This window comes from Novosphingobium mangrovisedimenti (genome assembly GCF_025153475.1).
Classification (GTDB): Bacteria; Pseudomonadota; Alphaproteobacteria; order Sphingomonadales; family Sphingomonadaceae; genus Novosphingobium; species Novosphingobium mangrovi_A.
In genome coordinates, this window is sequence record NZ_JANZXA010000002.1 from 246,542 (window position 1) to 271,684 (window position 25,143).

The following is a 25,143-nucleotide window of genomic DNA, read 5'->3' on the forward strand; positions in this document are numbered from 1 at the left end:
ACCTGAGACACCGGAATCCTGCAACCAGCAGATTTTAAATGATTTTTTGGACGCCTTGAGACGTTGTGAGCCTGCTTGAAAAAGCGTGGCTGGCGGAGAGGGTGGGATTCGAACCCACGGTACGGTTGCCCGTACACCGCATTTCGAGTGCGGCGCATTCGACCTCTCTGCCACCTCTCCGCTAGAGATCGCGATTGCGGTGGGCGTCCACCGGGTCGAGCGAAGCGGGCGGTTAGCCCAGATGTTCGCGCTTGCCAAGCCCCCCATTTCGGAAAATGCGGGGATCAATGAATGGCCTTGCTTGTTTCGCCTTCGCGCCAAACCTATATCTGTACACATGAACAGGGCGTCCTTCTTTTCCCCGCAGGCCGGACGCGTCATCGACGCCCCCCGGCAGACACGGGCGCGTTTCGCGATCGGCGATATCGTCCGGCACAAGCATCACGACTTTCGCGGCGTCGTTTTCGACATCGATCCGGTCTTCGCCAACAGCGAGGAATGGTACCAGTCGATCCCGCTCGAAGTGCGTCCCGGGCGCGAACAGCCCTTTTACCACCTCCTCGCCGAGAACGAGGATTCGAGCTACGTCGCCTACGTCAGCCAGCAGAACCTGACGGCCGATGCGGACGGCGGCCCGATCGATCATCCCTCGCTTTCGCAGATCTTCGAGGATTTCCGCAACGGCCGTTACCGGCTGCGACGCGGGCTGGCGCACTGAGGCATCGCACGCCCCCGCATCGTTCGGAAGCGGGGACGGCTCGGTTCCTAGATCATTGCCGCCGGATGATCGCAGTTTTGCTGCGCCGGCTGGACGCATAGCTTTTCTTCCAGCATCCGCGCGATCTGATCGGCCGGCACCGGGCGGGCGAACAGATAGCCCTGTACCTCGTGGCAGCCGACTCGTCCCAGGAAGGCGTACTGGTCGCGATTCTCGACCCCTTCGGCGGTGAGGCGCAGGCCGTTGGCACTCGCCAGACCGACGATCGCCTCCACCAGCGCGGCCCCGGCCTCGGTGTTCACCACCTGCACGAACGAGCGGTCGATCTTGATCCGATCCACCGCGATGTCGCGGATATGGCTGAGCGAGGAGTAGCCCGTACCGAAATCGTCGAGCGCGCAGGCCACGCCCATCTGACGCAGTTCGCGCAGCGAAGCCGCCACCTCGCTGGAGGCCGCCATCAGCGCAGTCTCGGTAATCTCGATCTCGAGCCGTTCGGCTTCCAGCCCGGATTCGGCGAGGATCTCGCGCACGGTTTCGGTGAAATTGTGGCTGCGCACCTGGATCGGCGAGACGTTGACGGCGACACGCAGGCCCGGCCAGTTCCGGGCATCGAGCGCCGCGCGGCGCAGCACCCACTGCCCCAGCACCTCGATCAGCCCCGATTCCTCGGCGGCACGGATGAAGGCATCGGGCGTGACAAGCCCGTTCTCGGGATGCTCCCAGCGCAGCAGCGCCTCCACCCCGGTCAGCGAACCGTCGCTGGTCGAGAAGATCGGCTGGTAGTGCAGCCGCAACTGGGCATCGCAATCGGCCAGCGCCTGACGCAGTTCACGGTCGGTCGCCTCGCGCAGGCGCACGTCCTCGTCCATGCTGGGGGTGAACAGCACATAGCGGCTGCGCCCTTCCGCCTTGGCTTCGTAAAGCGCGATGTCGGCCTTGCGGGTCAGTTCCGCACGATCCAGACCGTCTTCGGGCGCAATCGCCACGCCGATGCTCGCGCCGATATAGGCCTGCGAGCCGGAGACGTTGAAAGGGCGTTCCAGCTGCGCGACGATGCGCGAGCAGATCCGGTCGATCACGGCGCGATCCTCCGGCTCGTTGATCAGGATCGCGAACTCGTCTCCGCCCAGCCGCGAAACGAAATCGTAGCCGCGCACTTCGGCGACAAGGCGCCGGGCGACCTGCCGGATCAGGGCGTCGCCGGCCGGATGGCCCAGCGTGTCGTTGATCTGCTTGAACCGGTCGAGATCGACATAGAGCAGCGCCAGCGACGTATTGAGACGGCGCGAACGCGCCAGTGCCTCGTCCAGACGCATTTCGAACATGGCGCGGTTGCCCAGTCCGGTCAGGCCGTCGTGCATCGCCTGATGCTGGGCCTGAAGACGGCTTTCCTCGAGATCGAAGGTCCGCTTGGCCAGACGGCTTGCCAGGACGTAGATCACGCCGATCGACAACAGCAGCACGAGCACCAGTATCGGCGCCACCACAGTCGTGACCTGGCTGCCGGGCGCGAAAGGCTGCCACACGAGATAGCCGATAGTGTGCCCGCCCGCGCCGCGCAGCGCGACCGAGGCATCATCGAGGTCGCGGCTCGGGGCGATCTGATAGCGGGCATGGGCCAGACCGTACTGGCTGCCCAGCCGGGCGAAGAAATTGTCGTCGAGGAACACGACGCTGACGTGGACGTCCTCCTGACCCGGCGTTTGCGCGATCTTCCCGCTTTGCGAGACGATGAGCTTGACACTGACGACCGCCGGTCGGCCGCGCAAGATAGCGAAATCGGCGCGCCCTGGCGAAAGCATGGCGACATCGCCGCCCGTCGACCGAACGACGTTCTTGGTCCGCCGCAGCCGGGCCACGATCGGATCGGCAACGGCCTCCACCGCGATGTAGGTCTCGGGCATCACGCGCTTGCCATTGCGCATCGCGTAGATCGGCTGCCCCGAAGGGGAGAGGATGTAGACCTCGTCGAAACCGGCATAGTCATGGAGCCAGATGCCGAGGTTGCCGTCGATCCAGTCCAGGTCGAGCGGCTTCTGGCGCATCCTTAGGACCGCGTCGTCCCAGACCGTGGCGGTCTCCTGGGCGTGGGCGACACGTTCGACGCTCTGTTCGAGCACGAGCGAGACGATCGCATTGTCCCGCTCGCGGGCGATGCGATCGACCTCCCGGTCGGCCCAGAGCAGCACGCCCACGATCAACGCAGCGATGCCGAGCGCAGCCAGCACGATGTGCGGCGTGAAGTTCGCCACGAGGGATCTGCGACCAGCGCTCAGGGTGCGACGGGGGGACACGGCGAAACCCTAAGACACAGAGAGATTAAATTAGGTTAACAGGTTACCCGCCCAATTGCGTGCCCTGCCCGCCACTACTTTTGCATATCCGCGGGTTTCCGCGCAGCGCTAAGGCCCCGGCAACCCGCAAACATGATAACGATTTCGCCTTAACGAACTGTCTGGCGCCTCACGGTTTTTCGCATGCCCGCAGCCTGCGGATTCACCCCTTGAGCTTCCAGCCGGAACGCAGGACCAGATAGACGATCAGGGCGAATGCGATGTTCACGACGCCCATGCCCAGCGCGCCGTGCAGCACTGCCAGATTGGTGTCCCCGATGTCGCTTGCGCCCAGGAAGCCGAAACGGAAGCCCGAGATCACATAGAAGAACGGGTTGAAGCGGCTGATGATCTGAAACGCCGGGGCCAGATTGTCGATGACGTAGAACGTGCCCGACAGCAGCGAGAGCGGGGCAATCACGAAATTGGTGATCGCCGCGTTGTGATCGAACTTTTCGGCCCAGATCGAGGAAATGAAACCCAGCAGGGACAGGAATATCGCCCCCATCAGCCCGAACCATACGATCGCCCAGGGATGCGCGACAGACAGGTCGACGTCCGGCCAGAGCATCATCGCCCCCGCCAGCACCAGTCCCACGAGCACGGCGCGCGTTACCGCCGCGCCCACCATGGCCAGCATCAGCTCTCCTTCGCTCAAGGGCGGCATGAGGAAATCGATGATCGTCCCCTGGATCTTGCCCGACAGGAACGAGAAGCTGGCATTGGCGAAAGCATTCTGCATCATGCCCATGACGATCAGGCCCGGTGCCACGAATGTCGCGAAGTTGACGCCCAGTACTTCCTTGCCGCCACGCCCGAGCGCGAGCGTGAAGATCACCAGGAACAGCAGCGTCGTGATCGCGGGCGCCCAGATGGTCTGGGTCTGCACCTTGAAGAAACGCCGCACCTCCTTCATATAAAGGGTCTTGAGCCCCACCCAGTTTACCTGGTGGATCAAAGGCTCTCCCTTTGCCGGAAACCGGCGAGGCTGCGATATCGCGGTGGGCGCCAGCAGTTCGGACGAATTCGTTTGATCGGCCATGGAGCGGCGAGTATCGGCTGCGGCCTTGCGAGGCAAGCGGGTGCCAGGAATTTCGGGATGATTCTTTTATCGTCCCATGCAGGAAAGATGGAACAGGAATGAGCTGGACGGACGAGCGGATCGAGAAGCTGACCAAGATGTGGGAAGGCGGCGCTACCGCCAGCCAGATCGCGGAAGAACTTGGCGGCGTGAGCCGCAACGCCGTGATCGGCAAGGCCCACCGCCTTGGCCTCAAGGCACGCCCCTCCCCGGTCAAGGCGAACGAGAAGCCGGCGCGCCCGGCCGCTCCCAAGAAGGTCAAGCCCGCGGTCGAGGCTCCGCCCGCCCGCGCCGCGCAGCCCGCGAGCGAGGCCCCGCCCCGCGCGTCCGCACCGGCCCCGGCGGCTCCGGCAGCACAGCCCGTACGCGCAGCGCCCGCCGCTGCTCCCGCGGCCGCGCCGGAAAAGCCCGCGAGCGACCAGCCGCGCATCATCTCGGTCGGCCCCGGCGGCTTCCTGCGTCAGGGCCCCGGCGATCAGCAGCCGCCGATCCCGCCGGCCCCGCCGCGCCGCCTGGTTCCGGCCAAGCCGAGCCCGGAAATCGCCGACAAGACCAGCCTGCTCGACCTCAACGACCGCATCTGCCGCTGGCCGATGGGGCACCCGGGCGAGGCGGATTTCCATTTCTGCGGCGAAAAGGTGAACCCCGGTTTCCCCTATTGCGTCGAGCACTGCGGCCGGGCCTATCAGGCACAGCTGCCGCGCGGCGCGCGCCGGCCTCCCCCGCCCCTGCCCTTCGGCGGCCCGCGGGTTCGCTGAACGCATGACGAAGACGGTGCGGAAGGCCTCGCGAATCGCGGCGCTTGCCGCACCGCTCGCACTAACGCTGGGAACGGCTCCGGCAAACGCCCGCAATGCGCCCGACGATGCCGCGCAGACCGCCAAGGTCACGCAGTCTGCTGAGATCACGCAACCCGCGCCTGCTCCGGCCCCCGTGGAACACGCCTATGTCGCGCTGACCACCAGCGCCGGCGTGATTACGCTCGATCTGGACAAGACCCACGCCCCGCTTACCACGGCCAATTTCCTGAAATACGTGGACAGCAAGCGGATGGACGGCGCGGTGTTCTATCGCGCCATGCACCTCGGCTACAGCGACACCCCGGCCGGCCTGCTGCAGGGCGGCGTACGCGACGGCGCCAAGCTGCTGCCCCCGGTCGCGCACGAGACCACCAACCAGACCGGTATCCTGCACAAGGCCGGAACGATCTCGATGGCCCGCTTCGCCCCCGGCACCGCAACGGCCGACTTCATGATCCTGCTCTCCGACATGCCCGCACTCGATGCGGACAAGGACAATACGGGCGAGGACCCCGGCGCGGGCTTTGCCGCTTTCGGCCATGTCGCCGGCGGCATGGACGTGGTGCGCGCGATCTGGAACATGCCGCGCTCGGCCACCAAGGGCGAAGGCGTCATGAAGGGCGACATCCTCGAGAACGAGGTCAGGATCGTCAGTGCCCGCCGCGTCGACGCCCCGCCCTCGCCCGAGCCCGTGCAGGAACCCACCACCCCTGCGGACGATCTCTAGACCGCCTGCGTTTACGATACCCGCGAACCACCTGAACCGGCCGCCGACAAAAGAAACCGCAAGCGCCGGAAAATTTTCAGCCGGCAGTGCGTTTTAAACGGGCGCCGATCTTAAAATCGCGTGACCCCAGCCGTTAACCTTGTTCATGACGGCACATGACCCAAGCATGGCCCGGGGTGGCTGGATGCGCTGGTTCGGCTTCGGCGGCAGCGCGCGCGATGCGTTCGACGACGTTTCCCGCGTCGATCCGCCGGACGAAGACGCCCCCGAGCCCGATGCGGATCAGCGCCGCCGGCTTCGTACGCTGGGCGAAATCACGCAGTTCCTGATGCAGCATGACCTGCCCGTCTCTCCCTTCACGCTGGAAGTGGCCCACGACATCGTCACCGGCACCAATCCCCCGCTCTCAGGGCTCGTTGCCAGGCAAGTCGCCGATGGCCGCCCGGTGACATCGAGCTGGCTGGACGATGTCGTGCACGGGCAAACCGAAGAGGAAAACGGGGCAGAGCAGATCCACGCGCTGATCCTGCGCCTGGAGGGCACCGTCGAGGCCTTCTCGGTTACGGCAAGCATGGCCCGAAACGCCACCAACGACTACAATTCCGCGCTCAAGGCCCATGTCGATGGCCTGGTCGCCATCGACACCGCGTCCACCGACGGGCACGGCGACATGATCGAACAGCTTACGGCACTTGCCGGCGACATGCTCAGCCGCACCCGCAAGGTGGCACGCGAACTCAGCCGTTCCGAGCGCGAGACCCGCACTCTGCAAAAGCAACTGGCCGATGCCCGGGCGGAAGCGGAAATCGACCACCTGACCGGCCTTCCCAACCGCCGCGCCTTCGAAACGCGCTATGGCGAGGAATATGTCGCGACGCGTGAAAATCGCGAGCCCTTGTGCGTCGCATTCTGCGACATCGACGAATTCAAGCGCATCAACGACAAGCACGGCCACGACGCCGGCGACCGGGTACTGCGAACCGTTGCCCAGTCTCTCGCGACGATTTCGGACGAGCAGTGCCACGTCGCCCGCCATGGCGGCGAGGAATTCGTCGTCCTGCTGCGCAACAAGCTGATCGACGAGGCCTGCGCGGTGATCGACGAGGCACGCGAGGCGATTGCCGCGCGCCGGCTCATCAACCGGGCGACCGACGTGCCGTTCGGACAGATCACGCTTTCCGCCGGCGTGGCCGACGTCCACGCCTACCGCGATGCGCACGAAGCCTTGCGTGCGGCCGACGATGCTCTTCTGCGTGCCAAGGAATCGGGCCGCAATCTGGCACTCAAGGCCAACCTCCCGGATTGTCCTGCCGACTGATGCGCTCTACTCTCGGGGACAAACACCCCGGGAGAATGCCATGACCGCCTCGTTGGACAACGCTTTCGCTGCCACCTGCCTGCAGACGCTCAACAGCCTGTCGGGGCTTGTGGACCGTGCCGAAGCGCACTGCGCCGAACGAGGCCTGCCCGCCGAGACGCTGACCGACGCGCGACTGGCGCCGGACATGTGGCCTTTCGCCAAGCAGATCTTCGAAGCCGGCCACCATTCCGCACGGGCCGTCGCCGCCGTACGTGCTGGCATCTTCAGCCCCGAACTGGCCCCCGCGCCGACCGATTTCGCCTCGCTGCGCAACGAACTCGCCGAAACGATCGCCACGCTGGAAGCCCTCCCCGCCGGAGAACTCGACAGTATTGCCGGGCGTGACACGCGCTTCGAGTTCGGCACCATGCGCATGGACTTCACCGTCGCGGATTTCCTGCTCAGCTTCTCGCTTCCGAACTTCTTCTTCCACACCACCACGGCCTATGCGATCTTGCGCAATCAGGGGCTGGGTATCGGCAAGCGCGATTTCCTCGGACAAGTCCGCGTAAAAGCCTGAAAGATTTTCCAGGTGCCGCACTTGTTCTGCAAATGCCCTAGAACAAGCCCCACGCTGATGTCCAACCGAGCAAATATCCGGAAAATCGCGTAGAACATCACCTTCAATTAACTTCCTCTGGTTACCGTCCGTTTCCACAATAGCCGAGTGGGAAGTGGTGCGAAAAGAAGGAATTCTGGCTCCCGACAACCGTCAGCACAAAGGTGTGCGGCGTGCGATGCATGCCGTCATGCTCCTGTCTGTCGTTTCCGTCGCCGCGAGCATTTTCCTGACCGGTCCCGCCGCACGGGCCGCGAGCTGGACGGCCTTGACCTGCACCCTGGTAATCTTTGCCATCGGGGTCGCCGCCAGCCGGCGTGCCATCGGCGAGATGCACCAGCACCTGCGCCTGTTCGACGAGGCCCGCAGTACCAGCCGCCAGATCGAAGAACTCTTCGCGATGACGGACATGCTGCAGGCGGCCGAGAACCACGAGGATGCCGGGGCGGTGCTGATGGCGACCGCGCAGCGGCTGCTTCCCGAATTCGGCGGTGCGCTCTACGTGTTCAACAATTCACGCGACCGGCTCGATCTGGCCAAGGCGTGGAACGAGAGCGAGCGCTTCGAACCCGCGGCAACGCTGCTTCCCACGAACTGCTGGGCGCTCAAGCGGGGCAAGCCGCACATCAACGACATGGCTTCCGGCACGCTGTGCTGCATGCACCAGATCGGCGGTGCAGCGACGCTGGAACTGCCGATGATGGCGCGCGGGCAGGTATACGGCCTGCTGATTCTCGCGCTCGACGATAGCGACGCCTACACGGGACTGATGCAGGTGCGCCGCATTGCCCGCGCCCTTGCGGACTCGATGTCACTGGCACTGTCCAACATTGCCCTGCGCGAAAAGCTGCGCACCCAGTCGCTGCGAGATCCGCTCACCGGCCTCTACAACCGCCGCTACATGGAAGACGCGCTCGAACGCTATGTGAGCCTGGCGGAGCGAACCGGCAGCGCGACTTCGGTCGTGATGATCGACCTCGACAACTTCAAGCGGCTCAACGACGACTACGGCCATGCCAAGGGCGACGCCGTCCTGCGCGACGTGGCCAGCCAGCTCGTCGGAGCGCTGCGGCCCTCGGACGTCGTCGCGCGCTATGGCGGCGAGGAACTCATGGTCATCCTGCCCAGTTGCGGCATCGAGGATGCAACCGCCAAGGCCGAAATGCTGCGCATGCGGATCGAAAGCCTGTCCGAGGTGCACTGTGCCCCGGTCAGCGCCTCGCTTGGCGTGGCGGCAGTGCCGGAAACCGCGACAAGCATGGCCGACGTCATCCCGATGGCCGATGCCGCACTCTATGCCGCCAAGAAGGCCGGCAAGAACCGCGTCGTCGTCGCCGACAAGCGACCCAAGGGCACCGACGGTAACGGCCCGCGCCTTGCGGTCACCGGCTAAGGCAACCGCCCTCGTTCGTCAGAGCTGTGGCGACAGCATCGTGTCGACCTGGTCCAGCGCCTGGACCAGCGATGTGGTGAGAACCCCGCCATGCACCATGCGCCATTCGGCAATATCCGCATCGGCGGAGATCGCCGAAAAGGCATTGCCCGGATGCACCTGACGGGTCACGCTGGCGTCGAGCGTTTCCTCCGAAACCGGAAGATGCGGCAGAACGCTTACTTCTTGCCGGTAACCCATGTGCACGCCGATCACGCTGACATGATAGATCCTGCGCCCGCCTTCGATGTCGATCTTCTGGATCTTCAGGAGCGAACCCTTGTCCTGCGCGCGGGTGGTATATTGCCACACCTGCCCTTCGGCATAGGATTCCTGCCCGGCATGGGCAGCGACAGGCGAGGCGGCAAGAGCCAGCGCCGACACGGCGAGGAGTTTCTTAAACATGGGGTAACCATGGTCGGCCGCCCCCTTCCGGTCAATCGCGGTGAAGCACGTGTCTCGCTTTGGTATGCGCGCCCCGCCAAACCTTTCCGGAAAACCCTTTCGGGCCAAGCCTTTCCGCAGGACGCGATCAATTCTTCCGCGGCGCCGAAACCTTGGACGCTTTGGCAGCAAACTGCACCGCACCGCTCCCCGAAACGGTGAAGCGATAGGCCTCGTTCATGCCTTTCTTGCCCGAATGGGTGAACGCCAGCACGCGTTCGCCGTCGGTGCGCACGTGGCAGATGCCGAAGTTGGTCCGCTCGAAAGCGAAGAAGCGCCGCCCGGCCTTGTCCTCGGTATAGCCGATCACCTTGAAGAACGCGGCCAGCTCGGTGATGAAGATCACCGCCGGGGTGGTGCGCGACGCCTTGCCAAGGGCCGCCATCAGCGTTGCGCGCGGGTGGATGTATTCCTTGGCCGCGCTTTCATCGCCCGAGGAGATCAGCGAGACCACCGGCCCCGCTTCCATCAGCATTTCCATGTCGAAATCGGCAGACCCATGGTGCGGCGCCTTCAGGATCTCGCAGCGCAGCGCGGCCGCAGGAAGGGCCTGCCGCAGGCGCTGGCCCGCTTCCTGGTTCATGTCGCCCGTGAACAGGAAACGCACATTGCCATAACGCAGGCGCATCGCGATCGAGTGCCCGTTGATGGTGTGGCTTGCCGAGAGGCTGCCGCCCGTCACTTCCTCGGTGCCGAGCATCAGCGCGGCATCGTCGGGCGGATCGCGCAGGAAACGCAGTCCGGGACCTGCCGGGGTATCCTCGACGATAGGCCCGAGCAACTCGACATGGACATCCTCGACGGCAAGGAAGTCGAATGCGTCGCTGACGGTGTAATCGATCCGGCGACGTTCGATGGGCGCACCGGTCACCGCCAGGACGCGCGGCTCCCATGCGTCGAGGGTCTCGCACCAGCTCTCGAACGGCGCATTGCGTTCCTCGGCGGGAAGCGCGCCGGGATCGTCGACGAGGCCGGTGATGAAAGTCTCGCCGCCGACCTCGGTCGTCGACCCGAGCTTCTCGACATCCCGGCGCCGCGTGCCGTCGGGCTTGCTGCCGGGGCGCTTGACGATGCCGTTGTGGTAATAGCGCCTGGGCGCCACGAAAATGCGCTTGCGCGCCCGGCTGTCCGTCTCGGAACGACGCAAGTCGTTGAGCCCGTCGAAGTGATCCGCATCGCCATGCGTCACGAGCATCAGGTCCACCACCAGCGGGCTGGCATCCGACGTGCCGCGAAAACGCGCGGCGGCGTGGCGGGCGAAAAGCTGGTTGTCGCCGCCGTCGATGAAGATCACCTTGCCGCCGGGCGTTTCAAGGATCAGGCCGTCGCCCTGCTGCACGTCGATCATCGACAGCTTCAGGATCGGCGTATCGCGCAATTTCGCCGAAGCGCGAATGCGGCCCTCGTCGATCACCGCCCCGTCGTGGCCGATCACGCGCACGCGCTGGTCGGGACCGTTGCCCGGCACGATCTCGACCCGATCACCCCAATAGTATTGCCAGGTCGATCCGTCGTCCCGCCGCAAGTCGACAATGTCGTCGTCAAGGTATTTCATGACACTCTCTCCCGATACGACAAGTCTGCTTGACCAGTATTACCGGAGCATGTCGGAGATTATCATGCATCAAAACAGAAAGGGCCGCGAAATCGCGGCCCTTTCATCTTTTTCATCCCTGCCACCGGGGCAGGAGGCAACCGGTCAGCCGTCCCTGGGGCCGCTGACCGGTTCTGCCGATCAGTCTTCCTTCAGAAACGCCGGCATGTGGTCGGGATCGCCGCCACCGCCGTTGTCGCCACCACGGTCGCGGCGCGGACCACGGTCACGGTCACGGCCGCCACCGCCGCCACGACGCGGGCCACGGCGATCGCCGCGATCGCCACCACGGTCACCGCGCGGTTCGCGGGGCGGACGGGTGTCCTCCAACTCCTCGCCGGTTTCCTGGTCGACCACGCGCATCGACAGGCGGACCTTGCCGCGGTTGTCGATCTCGAGGACCTTGACCTTCACTTCCTGGCCTTCCGACACGACATCGGTCGGCTTCTCGACGCGCTCGTTCTTCATTTCGGAGACGTGGACGAGACCGTCCTTGCCGCCCATGAAGTTCACGAAGGCACCGAAGTCGACGATGTTGACGACCTTGCCGGTGTAAATCTTGCCGACCTCCGGTTCCTCGACGATGCCCTGGATCCAGGCCTTGGCAGCCTCGATCTGGTTGATGTCGGAGGAGGAGATCTTGATCACGCCTTCGTCGTCGATGTCGACCTTGGCGCCGGTCTCGGCAACGATCTCGCGGATCACCTTGCCGCCGGTGCCGATGACGTCGCGGATCTTCGACTTGTCGATCTGGATCGTCTCGATGCGCGGTGCGTGGGCCGAAAGCTCGGTGCGGGCCGAGCCGAGGGCCTTCTGCATTTCACCCAGAATGTGCGCGCGGCCGGCCTTCGCCTGCTCCAGCGCCTTACCCATGATTTCCTTGGTGATGCCGGCGATCTTGATGTCCATCTGCATCGTGGTGATGCCGTTCTCGGTGCCGGCCACCTTGAAGTCCATGTCGCCGAGGTGGTCCTCGTCGCCCAGAATGTCCGAAAGGACCGCGAACTCTTCGCCTTCGAGGATCAGGCCCATGGCGATGCCCGAAACCGGACGCTCGATGGGAACGCCCGCGTCCATCATCGACAAACAGCCGCCGCAGATCGTCGCCATCGAGGACGAGCCGTTGGACTCGGTGATGTCGGACAGGATGCGGATGGTGTAGGGGAAGTCCTCCTTCGAGGGCAGCACCGGGTGCAGCGCGCGCCATGCCAGCTTGCCGTGGCCGATCTCGCGACGGCCCGGGGCGCCGAAGCGGCCCACTTCGCCGACCGAGTAGGGCGGGAAGTTGTAGTGCAGCATGAACGGCGAGTACGACAGGCCTTCGAGGCCGTCGATCATCTGCTCGGCGTCCTTGGTGCCCAGCGTGGTGGTGCAGATCGCCTGCGTTTCACCGCGGGTGAACAGCGCCGAACCGTGGGTGCGCGGCAGGAAGCCGACCATCGATTCGATCGGGCGGACCTGATCGAGCGCGCGGCCATCGATGCGGGTGCCGTCCTTGAGGATGGCGCCGCGAACGATGTCCGCTTCCACCTTCTTCATGGTCTTGATGGCGACCATCTGGGTCTGCGCGTCGGCGTCGGCGAAGGCTTCCTTGGCCTTGGCACGCGCCTCGTTGAGCGCGTTCGAGCGGGCCGACTTGTCGGTCAGCTTGTAGGCGGCGGCAACGTCTGCGCCGACCACGTCCTTGAGCTTGTCCTTGATCGCCGAGTTATCGCTGATCGCGATTTCCCAGGGCTCCTTGGCAGCCTTTTCGGCAAGGTCGATGATGAGGTTGGCGACCTTCTTGCACTCGTCATGCGCGAACATGACGGCGCCGAGCATCTCGTCCTCGGTCAGCTCCTTGGCTTCCGATTCCACCATCATCACGGCTTCGCCGGTGGCGGCGACGACGAGGTCGAGGCGCCCGTCCTCGAGAGCAGTGGTCTGCTTCGGGTTGAGCACGTATTCGCCATCGATGAAGCCGACGCGGCAGGCGCCGATCGGGCCCATGAAGGGAACGCCGGAAATGGTGAGAGCGGCCGAAGCGGCGATCATGGCAACGATGTCGGGCTCGGTCTCGCCGTCATAGGACATGACCTGCGCGATGCAGTTGATCTCGTTGTAGAAGCCTTCGGGGAACAGCGGGCGCACCGGACGGTCGATCAGGCGGCTGGTCAGCGTTTCCTTTTCGGTCGCGCCGCGTTCACGCTTGAAGAAGCCACCGGGGATACGGCCGGCGGACGAAAACTTTTCCTGGTAGTGGACGGTGAGCGGGAAGAAGTCCTGGCCTTCCTTCACCGACTTGGCGGCCGTGACAGCGCACAGCACGACAGTTTCGCCATAAGTGGCGAGGACCGCGCCGTCGGCCTGACGGGCAATGCGGCCGGTTTCAAGGGTGAGGGTCTTTCCGCCCCACTCCATCGATACGGTTTTGACGTCGAACATAGAGAGTTTCCTCAGGCCCGCGGGCCCTATTGCACGCGCGGGGTTTACTGCCGGGGATACCGTCCCGGTCCGGTGTGGGGCCTTTTATGGCCCCCAGGCCCCCCGCCGGATTGCGAGGATACCCAAATGGGTTGCCCGGATACAAGAAGCGGCCCGCTGGGGGCCGCCTCCACTTCGGTGCTTACTTACGCAGACCGAGCTTTTGGATCAGGGCGTTGTAGCGCTCGACGTCCTTCTTCTTGAGGTAGTCGAGCAGCGAGCGGCGCTTGTTGACCATGGCCAGCAGACCGCGACGCGAGTGATTGTCCTTGTGGTGCGTCTTGAAGTGTTCGGTCAGGTTGCGGATGCGCTCGGTGAGGATCGCGACCTGGACTTCCGGGCTACCCGTGTCGCCAGTGGCGCGGGCGTTGTCCGAAATGATTTCCGTCTTCTTTTCTGCAGTAACCGACATTCAATTTACTCCGCGACATCCGAAAGATTGAACCCCCTGACGACGCGTGCGTCTCCGCCCGAAAGCTCCATCAGCGCGACCGGAACTCTTCCTTCACGCACCCAATGCAGCCCGTCTTCCTGGGGCAGCCCGGTCAGAACGCGGCCCTGTCGGACCGCCCTTGCCTGCTCCGGACTGAGGTCGATGGCCGGGATGTCGTCCAGCCCCGCCTCCAGTGGCAAGAGTATCTGTTCAAGAGGCGCGCCCTTACCCGTTTCGTTCAATTTGTCCAGCGAAATCGCATGGGACAGGTCGAACGGGCCGGCCTTGACGCGGCGCAGCATGGTCACCGTGCCGCAGGTGCCCAGCGCATGGGCAATGTCGCGCGCCAGCGAGCGGATATAAGTGCCCTTGGAGACATGGGCACGGAAAGTCACGTCCTGAAGCCCCTCCCCTTCAGGAGAGGGGGTGGGGTGGGGCCCATCGGCAGACACTGCGCTGCGCGGAGAAGCCCCACCCCCAGCCCCTCCCCTGAAGGGGAGGAGAGATAAGGCAAATATCTCCACGCTGCGCGACTTCAGCTTCACGTCCTCACCCGCGCGCGCCAGGTCATAGGCGCGCTGGCCGTCGACCTTCAGCGCCGAATAAGCGGGCGGCACCTGCTCGATCGGGCCGGTAAAGCGCGACAGCACCGCTTCCACCTGATCGCGCGTGGGCCGCACGTCGCTCTCGGCGATCACCGCGCCTTCCAGATCGAGCGTGTCCGTCTCGCGTCCGAACTGCACCGTGAACTCATAGATCTTGCTGGCATCGAGCATGCGCCCGGTCAGCTTGGTCGCCTCGCCCAGCGCGATGGGCAGGATGCCACTTGCCAGCGGATCGAGCGTGCCGCCATGGCCGACCTTGGTCTTCTTGCCATACCCAGCCTCGCGCAGGTTGCGCTTGACGGCGGCCACAGCCTGGGTCGAACCGAGGCCGATCGGCTTGTCGAGGATGATCCAGCCATGCGGTGTCGGGGGAAGCGTCATCCCGACCCCATGTGCGCCGTGGCCGGATTGGTCAACGGCGCGCGCGGATCACTTTTCCGGCGCGTCCTTCTTCTTGTGCTTCGACGGCGGCCCGTCGACCTTCTCGAACGATGTGAAGGGATAACGCTGGCCATGGATGTAGACCGCGCTCCACCTGTCGAGCGTGCCGTTGGGGCGCGTATCGATGGCAATGAATTCGACGAACGGCAGGTCCGGCGAAAATCCCATCAGTTCGGCCTTGTACCAGTTCCTGCGGCTGTCCTCGAAATAGACCGTCCGGTTCCCGTCCGAGCGCCAGTTCCAGACGCCGCCGTGGTTGGCAAAGGGCACCGAGGCCTCGGCCTGCGGCCTGGCCTCGTCGGCCATGGCGGAAAGGGGCGCAGCGGCCATGAGAACGGCGGGAATGAGCAGAGAAAGGCGTCTCATCGCAAGTCTCCTTCTTATCGATCAGCTTCCCCGCGCACTCCAGATCGTCATCGCCCGCCGGACCGGCAAGGCAATGGGACAAAGTGATACAAACCTGAACTGCCGATAAAGGCGCGCTGCCCGCGCTCAGGCCCCGGCGACCAGCCGCGCGAGGTGCATGTAATAGTCGCCGAGCCACATCACGGGCGGAACGACCACGCGCTCGATGATTCCCCAGCCCGGAAACAGCCGCGGAAGCACCAGCAGCACGAGAAACAGCAAGGCAAAGCCGAAGGGACGCAGCTTCGCGTAAGTCCGGGCCGCAGAAGGCGGCAGCAGACCCTCGACGATATGCGATCCGTCGAAGGGCGGAATCGGCAGTAGGTTGAAGAACGCCAGGAAGACGTTGATCATGATGAAGTTGCCGAAGTTGTCCGCCAGAAACTGGAGGGACGGGGCCGCACTGTCACCCGCAAGACGGACCAGCAGCCCCAGCAGCACCGCGCCGATGGCCGCCAGCACCAGGTTCATCGCCGGCCCGGCCGCCGCGACGGCCATCATGCCCCGGCGCGGATCGCGCAGGCGCCACTTGTTGACCGGCACCGGCTTGGCCCAACCGAACGCGGTATGCGTGGTCAGCCACAGGATTGCGGGCAGGATGATCGTGCCGAAGGGATCGACATGGCGCAGCGGGTTGAAGCTGAGCCGGCGCTGTTCGTGCGCGGTCGGATCACCCAGCAGCCGCGCGGTCCAGCCGTGGGCGACTTCATGGAACACGATCGCGATGATCAGGGGAATGATGATCGCTGCGGCCTGCAGCAGGAAATCGTTCATGCCCTACATCTAGGGATGCCCCCGAAGACCGGCAATGGCGCAAGTGCCGCTCAGACCGGATAGCCCAGCTCTTCCAGCGGAAGATCGCGCATTTCCAGCAGGCGCCGGTTGCTGTGCGGGTAATGCTCGGCGATGCGCTGCTGCAAGCGGCCGGAAAGCCGCGCTGGATTGCGGTTGATCGCCGGCATCCGTCCGACCAGCCACTTCGCCCCATGGCGCAGCACTTGCCCGCCCGGCAGGTCGACGATCCGGTCCTTGTTGACCACCGACTGGCGCGTAAACAGGTTCACGCCGCGCATCACCGTCAGCCCGGCCGCGCCCAGCGACCGGTTCGCCCGCTCTCCCTCCGGCGGCAGGTCCTCCAGCGCGAGGCCAAGATCGGCTTCCATACGCGCGATCAGCGTGGAACGGTCGCTGAGCCACTCGTAGGGGTAGACGTGCACCCGGTCGGCGCCGAACAGGCTGTCATAGTGGGCCACGAGACGATCGTACTCGAAGTGCTCGAACTCGAAGACCGGCGCCTTCCACGGCCTGGTCAGGGCCCCGCGGACATAGCGGGCGGTTTCAAAGTAGCGCCGCGGCCCCCATGTCCCGCCGCCGGAGACGTATTGCGCATAGCTTGCCCGGCAGATGTCGAACTGGTTGCGGATGAACAGGACGATCCGCGCCTCGGGAAAGACCGCCTTTATCCGGCGGGCCATCTCCGGGGCCAGAAAGCCGTGAAGGCCGCCGTTGTGGATATAGCCCGAAAGGTTTTCCTCGCTGAGCAGAACGGGCCGGTTGCGGCCGTTGAGCGAGAGCACCCGGCGCGCCTCTTCAGGGCAGAAATGCATTCCGGCAGGTGCTATGAAGGCGTCCTGCACGGTCTTGCGCGGGATGTAGTCGTGGCTGGTGGCACGCGGAAACACCTGCTTCTGCAGCCAGGTCGTGGCCGTCTTGTGATATCCCAGATGGACAATCGTGCTCTGCATGCGATCCCGCTTCGTTCTTTTCCATCGCGCTGCGGCGATCTTTGCCGAAGGAGGTTGCAGGAAAATTTCAATGCATTGCAAGGCAACCGGGGTGCGCATGCGGGGGACCGCCCTCGCCGCGCGTCCACCTGCACGCACGAGCCTGCCCGAGAGGGCGCTCAGCGGCCCAGCGCCTCGCTGAAATGGCGGCGACACAAAGCAACATAGCGGTCGTTGCCGCCGATTTCGGTTTGCGCGCCGTCGCTCACCGCCATCCCCCCGTCGTCCACGCGCAGGTTCATCGAAGCCTTGCGCCCGCAGTGGCAAACTCCTTTGAGCTCGACCAGCGTATCGGCAATTCCCAGCAGGACCGCCGAGCCGGGAAACAGGTCTCCGCGAAAATCCGTGCGCAGCCCATAGCACAGCACGGGAATGCCCACCTTGTCGGCAAGGTCCGCGCATTGCCACACCTGCCGGGGCGTGAGAAACTGCGCCTCGTCCACCAGCACGCAGGAAAGCGGCTCCACGGCATGAACCGCCTTCACCTCCCCGAGCAGGTCGGTGGCCTCCGAAAAGCGGCAGGCGCTCGCATGCAGGCCGATCCGGCTTTCGATCGCATGGCCATCGCCCCGCTCCCCGCTGCGGTCGTCGATCGCGGCTGTCCAGAGCATCGTGCGCATGCCGCGTTCGTTGTAGTTGAAGTTCGCCTGCAGCAGCGTGGTGGATTTGCCCGCATTCATGCTGGCATAATAAAAGTAGAGCTTGGCCATCGTGACTGGGGATAACACTCCCCGTTGCACCGTGCACGGGATTGCCCCCGCTTCTCCCCGCTTGAATGAAATTAACCATCCTTCTCTAAGAGAAGCCTGCCGAATACGTGCGGAGGGAGGCATGAAGAGATTAATCGTCATGATCGTGGCGTTCGGGCTCACCGCCCTCGCGGCCTTCTACGTCGCTCTGGCGCCCCATACGCCTTCCTCCGATCCCGGCACCTTCAACCTCCTGGACCGGGGCGCGGCCTGGCTGATCGCGCAGCGCGGACGCAGCGCCGCAGTGATGGGACTGCTCGGGCTCGGCGTCGTGCTGACGATGCTGGCAGCGGCAGTGATCGGTGATGACAAACCGGCAGGTGGCCCGGCCACGTCTCCCCGTCCCCGCAAGCGCTCAAAGCGGGAAGACGCGTCCCCGGGGCCCGTCTGGCGACCCGATCCGCTGGCGCCCGAAGACAGGATCGCCAGCCTGCGCCGCCGCGCTGCCAATGAAACCGGCACGGAACCGACACCACTGCCGTCCCGGCCCGTGGCGCTGGTGCGCAAACCCCGCGAGCGGGATCGCGACTGGTTTTCCGACCGTAGCTGGCTGGGCGGACTGCCCCGGCTTGGCGATGCCGAATGGCCGCGCGACGCCAACGGCACGCCACTGCCTTTCGCGGCCCAGATCGATCTCACCGAACTGGCCGCCGCCTGCCCGGAATCGCCGCTGCCGTGGGACGGCTCGCTGGCCTTCTTCCTCGGCACGGGCGCCGTCGTATCCGTACCTGCCGGAGAACACGACTTCTCCGAACCCCCGCAGGACCTGCCGCCCGCCTTCGACGAGGGCGGATACCCCTTTCCCGCGCGCGCCGGCGTCCTGAGCCGCTACTTCTTTCCGTTCTGGCCGGTCGATCCCTTCGCGCTCGATCTGCCGGACGATCTGCGCGACCATCGTGACGCAAAGCGCGACAAGGCGATCGAACAGGCCATGGCCAACCTGCTGTCGCACCACGTCGCACCGCGCAGGTCCGCCTTTACAGCGGAAGGCGAGACACTGTGGTGGCATGGCGTGAGCCATCTCGCCGCGCAGATCCACAATGCCTTCGATACTTCGGCAAGGCCCGTCGCGCTCCGCCGCGACGGCGTGCGGCAGGCAGCGGAAACGCTGGCAGGCCTGGAAGCCCGGGCCGACGCGGATGACGCCACCCTCGAAGCCGCGCGCGCGGAACTCGTCGAACGGCAGGCCGCTCTCGCGGCGATCGAGGCCCAGCGCGAGGCCCTGCCCGACGCCATCACCGCGCTGGACCAGTTCTCGGCCGATCGCGACCCATGGCAGCCGCTGACGCGCGAGGAAGGCGAGGTGATCGCGGACCTGCTGACCGAACTGCATGCCGGCTACGGGGATCTCGTGCGCCATCATGTCCCGCGCTCGGCCTCCGATCTGGCCACGCTGTCGCTGCGGACCATGATCACGAGCGCGCCCGATGCGCTGACGGCGATACCCGAGGACGAACTTGCCCGGATCAACCGCGATTATCGCCTGCCGACGCGGCACCAGCACCAGATGTTCGGCCTCGGCGGCCGCCAGCAGAGCGCGCGCGACGACCATCGCGGCGACATCCTGCTGCTGCAACTGGGCTACGACGACATGATGGAATGGCGTTGGGGCGAAATGGGCCTGTTCCAGTTCTGGATCAGCCCCGAGGACGCGGCGAACCGAAACTGGGAGGCCGTGCAACTCACCTTCGAGTGCGCCTGACCTGGCGTATCGACGCCGCGCTTCGCGCCGCACCCCGGCGCGTCAAGCGCCAGGCAACGCGCGGTGCCTCCCGACTGGCGCCCGATCGCGGCGATCGTCTCGTCCCATACCCAACCGCCCTGTCCGCCCCCCGCGCAGGAACGCGAAATCGCTCATGACCCTGTCTCCCCCTGGGTGGTGTTGACACGCTCCATGTCGAAGGGCAGCCTTGCCGACGCAACAACAAACAGAAAGAGCACCATGCTCGGTCGCCCGCTGATCGTCCGATCGGCCCTGCCATTCGTCCTTCTCGCCGCGATCGCGGTGCCCGCAGGCTCGTCCACCGGCACTGTGTGGCACTACCAGCTCGATCCCGCATCGAGTGCGGTCAGCGCACGGGTGGCCTTCATGGGCATCGCGAGCAAGACCGCACGATTCCCGGCCATGGTGGGCAGTGTCACGCTGGCTCCGCAACCGGATTCGCAGGAACCGAGATCAATCACCTTCGACGTCACGCTTGACGCACGGGCCCTGCGCGCGTCGGACAACGTTACGTTGAAGCGGTTGAAGAGCGCCGACTTTTTCGATGTGGAGAACCACCCCAAAGTGCGCTTTACAGGCGACACGATCCACATGACCGGCAAGCGCACGGCGGAAGTATCCGGCCAGCTAACCGCGCGCGGCGTGACCCGCGCCGAGGTGATGCACGTCACGTTCGGCAGCGATCCGCTCGCAAGCCGGGGCGCGACGCCGATCGAGCTTGAAGGCCGGATGCGGATAGACCGGCGCGACTACGGCATGACCGCGTGGTCGCTTGTCGTCGGCAAGAAAGTGGACATCACCATCCGCACGCGGATGATGCCGCGATAGGCCACGGCCTTTCGGGAAGCCCTCAGTCCTCTAGGTCGCGCTTTACCCGGGGATCATCGAGCAGCGCATCGATCCGGCTCGCTTCGTCGAACGTCTCGTCGGAGCGGAACTGGATCTTCGCCGCGAACTTGAGCTTGAGCCGCTGGGCAACCTCGCGCTGGAAATAGGCGGTATTGGTGCGCAGTGCCTTGAGCACGGCTTCCTCGTCGACGCCGAGCAGCGGCTTAACATAGACCGTCGCCTGCCTGAGGTCGGGCGTCATGCGCACTTCGGTGACCGATACCGAATGCGCCGAGAGCGTATCGTCATGCACCTGCTGGCGCGTGAGAATGTCGCTGATCGCGTGGCGCACCTGTTCACCCACCTTGAGCAGGCGAACGGAGTGCTGTTCGGGTGTGAATTGCTGGCGTGCCATCGTCTGCATCCATGTGGGCAGCGGATGACAATTTGCAACAATTGATTACCCCCAAAAGCCCCGAAAGGGCGTTATCCTTGTGAAACCAGTACACAAGGAGCCAAATGATGAGATTGTTTTCCGCCGCCCTGATTGCCGCCTCGCTCGCCGTTTCCGGCATGGCTGCACCGGCCATGGCCCAGCAGCAAAAACCGCCGCAACAACAGTCGCACAATCAGAATCAAAACAAGGGTCCGAGCAAGTCCGGACAGGGAACCGCGAAAAAGGTCGAAAAGAAAAAGGTCTACAAGACCTTCCGGAAGGGTGAAAAGTTCGACCGGCGCTATGCCAGGAACTATCAGATCGTCGACTATCGCAAGTACAAGCGCCTGCCCGCGCCGCGCAAGGGCTATCGCTATGTCCGCGCAGGCAGCGACGTCCTGCTGATCGGCACGAGCACCTTCAAGGTCTACGCGGTCTACAGCGGCCTCATTCGCTGATCGGGCAAGACGGGCTTATCCGCACTTGATCGAGGGGCGGCGCACGTGGCGGAGTGCGTCGCCCTTTTCACATCTTCGAGAGGATGCGGGCCAGCGAACGGGCATTGCGCGCCGTTCCCCGGCACCCCAGACGCCGCTCGATGAAAGCGGCGGTGAGCTTGCTGTTACCGACGCCATCGACGTAATCGATATAGAGGCACCGGGGCCCCATCGCGAGCTTCTCGTTCCCGCGCCCGGCATGATCGGCAAGGAGTTTTTCGAACCGGGCCGGCTCGGGCTGGCTTTCGAGGAAATGGGTGTGGACGAACTTGTCCTCGCCGCTGCCGACAAACGGGTTGTCCTCGACCGCCGCGCGCACCTCTCCCTTCGTGCGCACCGCCACGAAGCTGTCGATGTCGAAGCGCTCCAGCATCATGTGGGCAAAGAGCTCTTCCAACCCGTCTGTCGGTCTCTCGTCGAAATCGAACAGCACATTCCCGCTGGCGACGACCGTCTCGACGTTCTCGAACTCCTCGCGCTCGAAGGCATAGCGCAAGTCCGCCATCGTCAGCCGATTGCCGCCAACGTTGATGGAGCCGAACAGGGCGAGATAGCGGGTCATCTTGAAAAATCCTGTCAATCGGAGTATTTCACACCAATCACTGCGGTTGAAATGTTCATTTCACCTGCCCGAGCCTCGGGTATTCCAGCGCCCGGGGCTCGATACGTATTGAAGGCCGATGTTCCAGCACCGCCCCCCCTCACTGGCTACTTGCGACCCAGCTCGACGAGCTTGATCATCAAGGTCACGAGGCCAACCAGCAAGGTCGCAACCCCGATAACCAGAATCACTGCAGTATCAATGGTCATGCATAATCACCTGCCTTTCCGCCGCGGGTTGCGGCCGGAAAGGCACAAGTGATCGGCACGGTCGCTCCGGGTTGAATTTCCGACAGAGCCTAGCGGGTGTCAGCTCACTTCAAGCGCACACCATAGGAAGGCACTGCCAAGCACTGCAAAAGCGCCGACCGGCAGACAACCGGCATCGACACCTTCCCAATGGGCCGTGCGCCATTTCGAGGGCTTCCGAGCCGGACGTGCGACAGGCTTGCGCTTGCGTGTCCGGCTCTTCGCCACGGCTTACCCGATGGTGCGTTCGCGCTCGGAGACTTCGAAGACTTCGAGCTGGTCGCCCGCCCGGATGTCGTTCGTGTCGGCCAGCACCACGCCGCATTCGAGGCCCGTGCGCACTTCGTCGACGTCGTCCTTGAAGCGACGCAGCGAGGCGATGGTCGTTGCCGAGACAATGACGTCGTTGCGCGTGAGACGGGCATGCAGCCCCTTGCGGATGACACCTTCGACGACGAGCAGGCCTGCCGCCTTGTCCTTCTTGCCGGCCGGGAAGACCTGCTTGACCTCGGCGCGGCCGACAACGGTTTCCACGCGCTCGGGCCCCCAGATGCCGGCCATCTGCTTGGCGACTTCCTCGGTAAGCTCGTAAATGACGTCGTAGTACATCATCGAGGTCTTGGTCTTCTCGATCTGCTCGCGCGCCTTGGCGTTCGGGCGGACATTGAAGCCGATGATCGGCGCGCCCGAGGCCGAAGCCAGCGTCACGTCGGTCTCGGTGATGGCCCCCACGCCCGAGTGCAGAATGCGCACCTTGATCTCGTCGTTCGAGAGGTTGTGGAGCGCGGCGTTGATCGCCTCGACCGAACCCTGAACGTCGGCCTTGATGACCACCGGATACTCGATGACGTTCTGCTTGGCGGCCAGCGCCGAGAACATCGTGTCGAGGCTGGCAGGCGCCATCGCGGTACGCTTGGCCGTTGCCTGTTCCTGACGCCAGGCCGAGACTTCGCGGGCACGCTGCTCGCTCTCGACCACGGTCAGGGTATCGCCCGCCATCGGCACGCCGCCGAGGCCGAGGACCTCGACCGGGGTCGAGGGACCGGCTTCCTTGACCTGACGGCCCTTGTCGTCGTTCATCGCGCGGACGCGGCCACTTTCGGTGCCGACCACGAAGATGTCGCCGCGCTTCAGGGTGCCGCGGTTGACGAGAACCGTCGCGACCGGGCCCTTGCCCTTGTCGAGCTTGGCTTCGATCACCGTGGCTTCCGCCGGACGATCGGGATTGGCCTTGAGCTCCATAAGCTCGGCCTGGAGCAGGATCTTGTCGATCAGTTCGTCCAGCCCCTTGCCGGTCTTGGCCGAAACCTCGACGTCCTGCACGTCGCCCGACATTTCCTCGACGATGATCTCGTGCTCGAGCAGGCGTTCGCGCACCTTCTGCGGGTTCGCGTCTTCCTTGTCGCACTTGTTGATCGCCACGATCATCGGGACGCCGGCGGCCTTGGTGTGATTGATGGCCTCGATCGTCTGCGGCATGATGCCGTCGTCGGCCGCGACCACCAGGATGACGATGTCGGTGACATTGGCACCGCGCATGCGCATCTGGGTGAAGGCCGCGTGCCCCGGGGTGTCGAGCACGGTGATCTGATCGCCGCTCTTGGTCTTGATCTGGTAGGCGCCGATGTGCTGGGTGATGCCACCCGCCTCGCCGCGCACCACGTCGGTGCCGCGCAGCGCGTCAAGCAGGCTGGTCTTGCCGTGGTCGACGTGGCCCATAATCGCCACGACCGGCGGACGCGACTTCAGCGATTCCTCGGTATCGACGTCGGTCGAGGTATCGATATCGATGTCGCTGGCCGAGACACGCTCGATGTTGTGGCCGAATTCGGTCACCAGCAGCTCGGCGGTGTCCTGGTCGATCGTCTGGTTGACGGTGACCATCATGCCCATGTTGAACAGCGCCTTCACGAGGTCGGCGCCCTTCTCGGCCATGCGGTTGGCGAGTTCCTGAACGGTGATCGCCTCGGGGACGATCACGTCGCGGACCTGCTTCTCGCGCGGCTGCGACTGGCCGCCGAAGTGCGCGCGGCGTTCCTTCTCACGGGCACGCTTGAGCGCGGCGAGCGAACGTGCGCGTGCACCTTCATCCTCATTGAGCGCGCGGCTGACCGTGAGCTTGCCGGACTGACGGCGGTCGCCGCCCTTGCGCTCGGCACCGCGCGCCGGAGCGCCACCCTTCTTGGCAGCCTCGGGCTTCTTGGCACCGGCGGCCGGTTCCGGCTTGCGGGCCGCAGGTTCGGAACGCTGGACCGGCGTGAAGCGGCGCGGTGCGGGAACCGGCGTGGCCGCCGGAGCTTCCTTGGCCGTCTCTTCGGTCTTGAGGGGCGCCTCAGCGGCCTCTTCCTTGGCGACGGGCGCTTCGGGAGCGGGCACGACCTCTTCGGGCGCCGGCGGGGCCTTGGCGGCTTCCGCCTCGGCCTTCACGGCAGCAGCGGCAGCTTCTTCCTCGGCGCGGCGATTTTCCTCGGCGCGACGCTTTTCTTCCTCGATCGCGCGCAGCTTTTCTTCCTGCTCGCGACGATTCGCTTCCTCGAGCGCGGCGAGGCGGGCTTCCTCGGCCTCTCGCTGCAGGCGGGCGACGCGTTCCTGCGGCGTCTCGCCGGCGTTCGCGGCCGGCTTCTTGGGCGCGGGCCGGGGAGCCGGGGCCGGCTTCTTGGGCGCGGGCTTGGGAGCGGGCGCGGGAACCTCGGCCTTGGCCTCGACAGGCGCTTCCGAACCGGGCTTGCCGATCACCTTGCGGCGCTTCACCTCGACCACGACCTTGTTGGTGCGGCCGTGGCTGAAGGTCTGCTTGACCTCACCCGCTTCCACCGAGCGCTTAAGCCCAAGCGGCTTGCGGCCCAGGGTCGGTTTGTTATCGGTCTCGCTCATAAGTC

Annotated in this window: 23 protein-coding genes and 1 tRNA gene; 9 read left to right on the plus strand and 15 right to left on the minus strand. The window is 64.9% G+C overall.

All coding sequences use genetic code 11. From position 1 onward, the window contains the following. Nucleotides 1-90: 90 nt before the first annotated feature. Nucleotides 91-180, minus strand: a tRNA-Ser gene (locus NZK81_RS04620). Nucleotides 181-337: 157 nt separating this feature from the next. Here NZK81_RS04620 and hspQ point away from each other — a divergent pair. Next, entirely contained in the window at nucleotides 338-718 is a 381-nt protein-coding gene (hspQ, locus tag NZK81_RS04625) for a heat shock protein HspQ (protein ID WP_260044329.1), read from the plus strand. A gap of 47 nt (nucleotides 719-765) precedes the next feature. On the opposite strand, the gene NZK81_RS04630 is transcribed toward hspQ, so the two are convergent. Together NZK81_RS04630 and NZK81_RS04635 are read right to left on the minus strand one after the other, a co-directional pair. Next, nucleotides 766-2,973 carry a putative bifunctional diguanylate cyclase/phosphodiesterase gene (locus NZK81_RS04630; protein WP_260044330.1) on the minus strand — a complete coding sequence of 736 codons (2,208 nt, stop codon included), beginning with the start codon at nucleotides 2,971-2,973 and terminating at the stop codon, nucleotides 766-768. 244 nt (nucleotides 2,974-3,217) lie between these two features. Continuing rightward, nucleotides 3,218-4,096: an ABC transporter permease gene (locus NZK81_RS04635; RefSeq protein ID WP_260044332.1), complete on the minus strand. Its 879-nt coding sequence runs from the start codon at nucleotides 4,094-4,096 to the stop codon at nucleotides 3,218-3,220. Between the two features lie 98 nt (nucleotides 4,097-4,194). Between NZK81_RS04635 and NZK81_RS04640 the strand changes: the two genes are divergently transcribed. From NZK81_RS04640 to NZK81_RS04660, 5 genes are all read left to right on the plus strand, one after another. Beyond that, nucleotides 4,195-4,893, plus strand: coding sequence for a GcrA family cell cycle regulator (locus tag NZK81_RS04640; RefSeq protein WP_260044334.1), 699 nt, complete (start codon nucleotides 4,195-4,197; stop codon nucleotides 4,891-4,893). Between the two features lie 4 nt (nucleotides 4,894-4,897). After that, on the plus strand, nucleotides 4,898-5,662 hold the full coding sequence (locus NZK81_RS04645) for a peptidylprolyl isomerase (protein ID WP_260044337.1): 765 nt from the start codon (nucleotides 4,898-4,900) through the stop codon (nucleotides 5,660-5,662). A 145-nt stretch (nucleotides 5,663-5,807) separates the two neighbouring features. Beyond that, a complete protein-coding gene (locus NZK81_RS04650; protein ID WP_260044339.1) occupies nucleotides 5,808-6,980 on the plus strand; it encodes a GGDEF domain-containing protein in 1,173 nt (390 codons plus the stop codon). A gap of 40 nt (nucleotides 6,981-7,020) precedes the next feature. Continuing rightward, nucleotides 7,021-7,542 (plus strand): DUF1993 domain-containing protein, encoded by a 522-nt coding sequence (locus NZK81_RS04655; protein ID WP_260044342.1) that lies wholly within the window; start codon nucleotides 7,021-7,023, stop codon nucleotides 7,540-7,542. A gap of 229 nt (nucleotides 7,543-7,771) precedes the next feature. Continuing rightward, nucleotides 7,772-8,974, plus strand: coding sequence for a sensor domain-containing diguanylate cyclase (locus NZK81_RS04660; RefSeq protein ID WP_260044344.1), 1,203 nt, complete (start codon nucleotides 7,772-7,774; stop codon nucleotides 8,972-8,974). An 18-nt stretch (nucleotides 8,975-8,992) separates the two neighbouring features. On the opposite strand, the gene NZK81_RS04665 is transcribed toward NZK81_RS04660, so the two are convergent. From NZK81_RS04665 to NZK81_RS04705, 9 genes are all read right to left on the minus strand, one after another. Further along, a complete protein-coding gene (locus NZK81_RS04665; RefSeq protein ID WP_260044345.1) occupies nucleotides 8,993-9,418 on the minus strand; it encodes a hypothetical protein in 426 nt (141 codons plus the stop codon). Nucleotides 9,419-9,545: 127 nt separating this feature from the next. After that, nucleotides 9,546-11,012 carry a ComEC/Rec2 family competence protein gene (locus NZK81_RS04670; protein ID WP_260044346.1) on the minus strand — a complete coding sequence of 489 codons (1,467 nt, stop codon included), beginning with the start codon at nucleotides 11,010-11,012 and terminating at the stop codon, nucleotides 9,546-9,548. A 180-nt stretch (nucleotides 11,013-11,192) separates the two neighbouring features. Continuing rightward, the gene (gene pnp / locus NZK81_RS04675; protein ID WP_260044347.1) at nucleotides 11,193-13,475 is read right to left on the minus strand and encodes a polyribonucleotide nucleotidyltransferase; all 2,283 of its coding nucleotides are present in this window, start codon (nucleotides 13,473-13,475) and stop codon (nucleotides 11,193-11,195) included. Nucleotides 13,476-13,656: 181 nt separating this feature from the next. Next, nucleotides 13,657-13,926 (minus strand): 30S ribosomal protein S15, encoded by a 270-nt coding sequence (rpsO, locus tag NZK81_RS04680; protein ID WP_260044349.1) that lies wholly within the window; start codon nucleotides 13,924-13,926, stop codon nucleotides 13,657-13,659. A gap of 5 nt (nucleotides 13,927-13,931) precedes the next feature. Continuing rightward, on the minus strand, nucleotides 13,932-14,933 hold the full coding sequence (truB, locus tag NZK81_RS04685; RefSeq protein ID WP_260044351.1) for a tRNA pseudouridine(55) synthase TruB: 1,002 nt from the start codon (nucleotides 14,931-14,933) through the stop codon (nucleotides 13,932-13,934). A gap of 48 nt (nucleotides 14,934-14,981) precedes the next feature. Further along, the gene (locus NZK81_RS04690) at nucleotides 14,982-15,359 is read right to left on the minus strand and encodes a DUF6491 family protein (RefSeq protein ID WP_260044353.1); all 378 of its coding nucleotides are present in this window, start codon (nucleotides 15,357-15,359) and stop codon (nucleotides 14,982-14,984) included. A 126-nt stretch (nucleotides 15,360-15,485) separates the two neighbouring features. Then, nucleotides 15,486-16,172, minus strand: coding sequence for a site-2 protease family protein (locus NZK81_RS04695; RefSeq protein WP_260044355.1), 687 nt, complete (start codon nucleotides 16,170-16,172; stop codon nucleotides 15,486-15,488). Nucleotides 16,173-16,222: 50 nt separating this feature from the next. Beyond that, complete coding sequence (locus tag NZK81_RS04700) at nucleotides 16,223-17,143, minus strand: sulfotransferase (protein ID WP_260044358.1); 921 nt, start codon at nucleotides 17,141-17,143, stop codon at nucleotides 16,223-16,225. Nucleotides 17,144-17,301: 158 nt separating this feature from the next. Further along, nucleotides 17,302-17,892, minus strand: coding sequence for a thymidine kinase (locus NZK81_RS04705; protein ID WP_260044713.1), 591 nt, complete (start codon nucleotides 17,890-17,892; stop codon nucleotides 17,302-17,304). A 121-nt stretch (nucleotides 17,893-18,013) separates the two neighbouring features. On the opposite strand from NZK81_RS04705, the gene NZK81_RS04710 reads away from it, so the two are divergent. Next, complete coding sequence (locus NZK81_RS04710) at nucleotides 18,014-19,633, plus strand: DUF1963 domain-containing protein (protein WP_260044360.1); 1,620 nt, start codon at nucleotides 18,014-18,016, stop codon at nucleotides 19,631-19,633. A gap of 240 nt (nucleotides 19,634-19,873) precedes the next feature. Continuing rightward, entirely contained in the window at nucleotides 19,874-20,482 is a 609-nt protein-coding gene (locus tag NZK81_RS04715) for a YceI family protein (protein WP_260044362.1), read from the plus strand. Nucleotides 20,483-20,504: 22 nt separating this feature from the next. On the opposite strand, the gene rbfA is transcribed toward NZK81_RS04715, so the two are convergent. Then, entirely contained in the window at nucleotides 20,505-20,897 is a 393-nt protein-coding gene (gene rbfA, locus NZK81_RS04720; RefSeq protein WP_260044363.1) for a 30S ribosome-binding factor RbfA, read from the minus strand. A gap of 107 nt (nucleotides 20,898-21,004) precedes the next feature. Here rbfA and NZK81_RS04725 point away from each other — a divergent pair, with 107 nt between their 5' ends. Continuing rightward, nucleotides 21,005-21,376, plus strand: coding sequence for an RcnB family protein (locus NZK81_RS04725; protein WP_260044366.1), 372 nt, complete (start codon nucleotides 21,005-21,007; stop codon nucleotides 21,374-21,376). A 67-nt stretch (nucleotides 21,377-21,443) separates the two neighbouring features. Here NZK81_RS04725 and NZK81_RS04730 read toward each other — a convergent pair whose 3' ends face one another. Both NZK81_RS04730 and infB read right to left on the minus strand, forming a co-directional pair. Continuing rightward, entirely contained in the window at nucleotides 21,444-21,977 is a 534-nt protein-coding gene (locus NZK81_RS04730; protein WP_260044368.1) for a DUF1697 domain-containing protein, read from the minus strand. Between the two features lie 518 nt (nucleotides 21,978-22,495). Next, nucleotides 22,496-25,138, minus strand: a complete 2,643-nt coding sequence (infB, locus tag NZK81_RS04735; RefSeq protein WP_260044370.1) for a translation initiation factor IF-2 — start codon at nucleotides 25,136-25,138, stop codon at nucleotides 22,496-22,498. Nucleotides 25,139-25,143 lie beyond the last annotated feature (5 nt).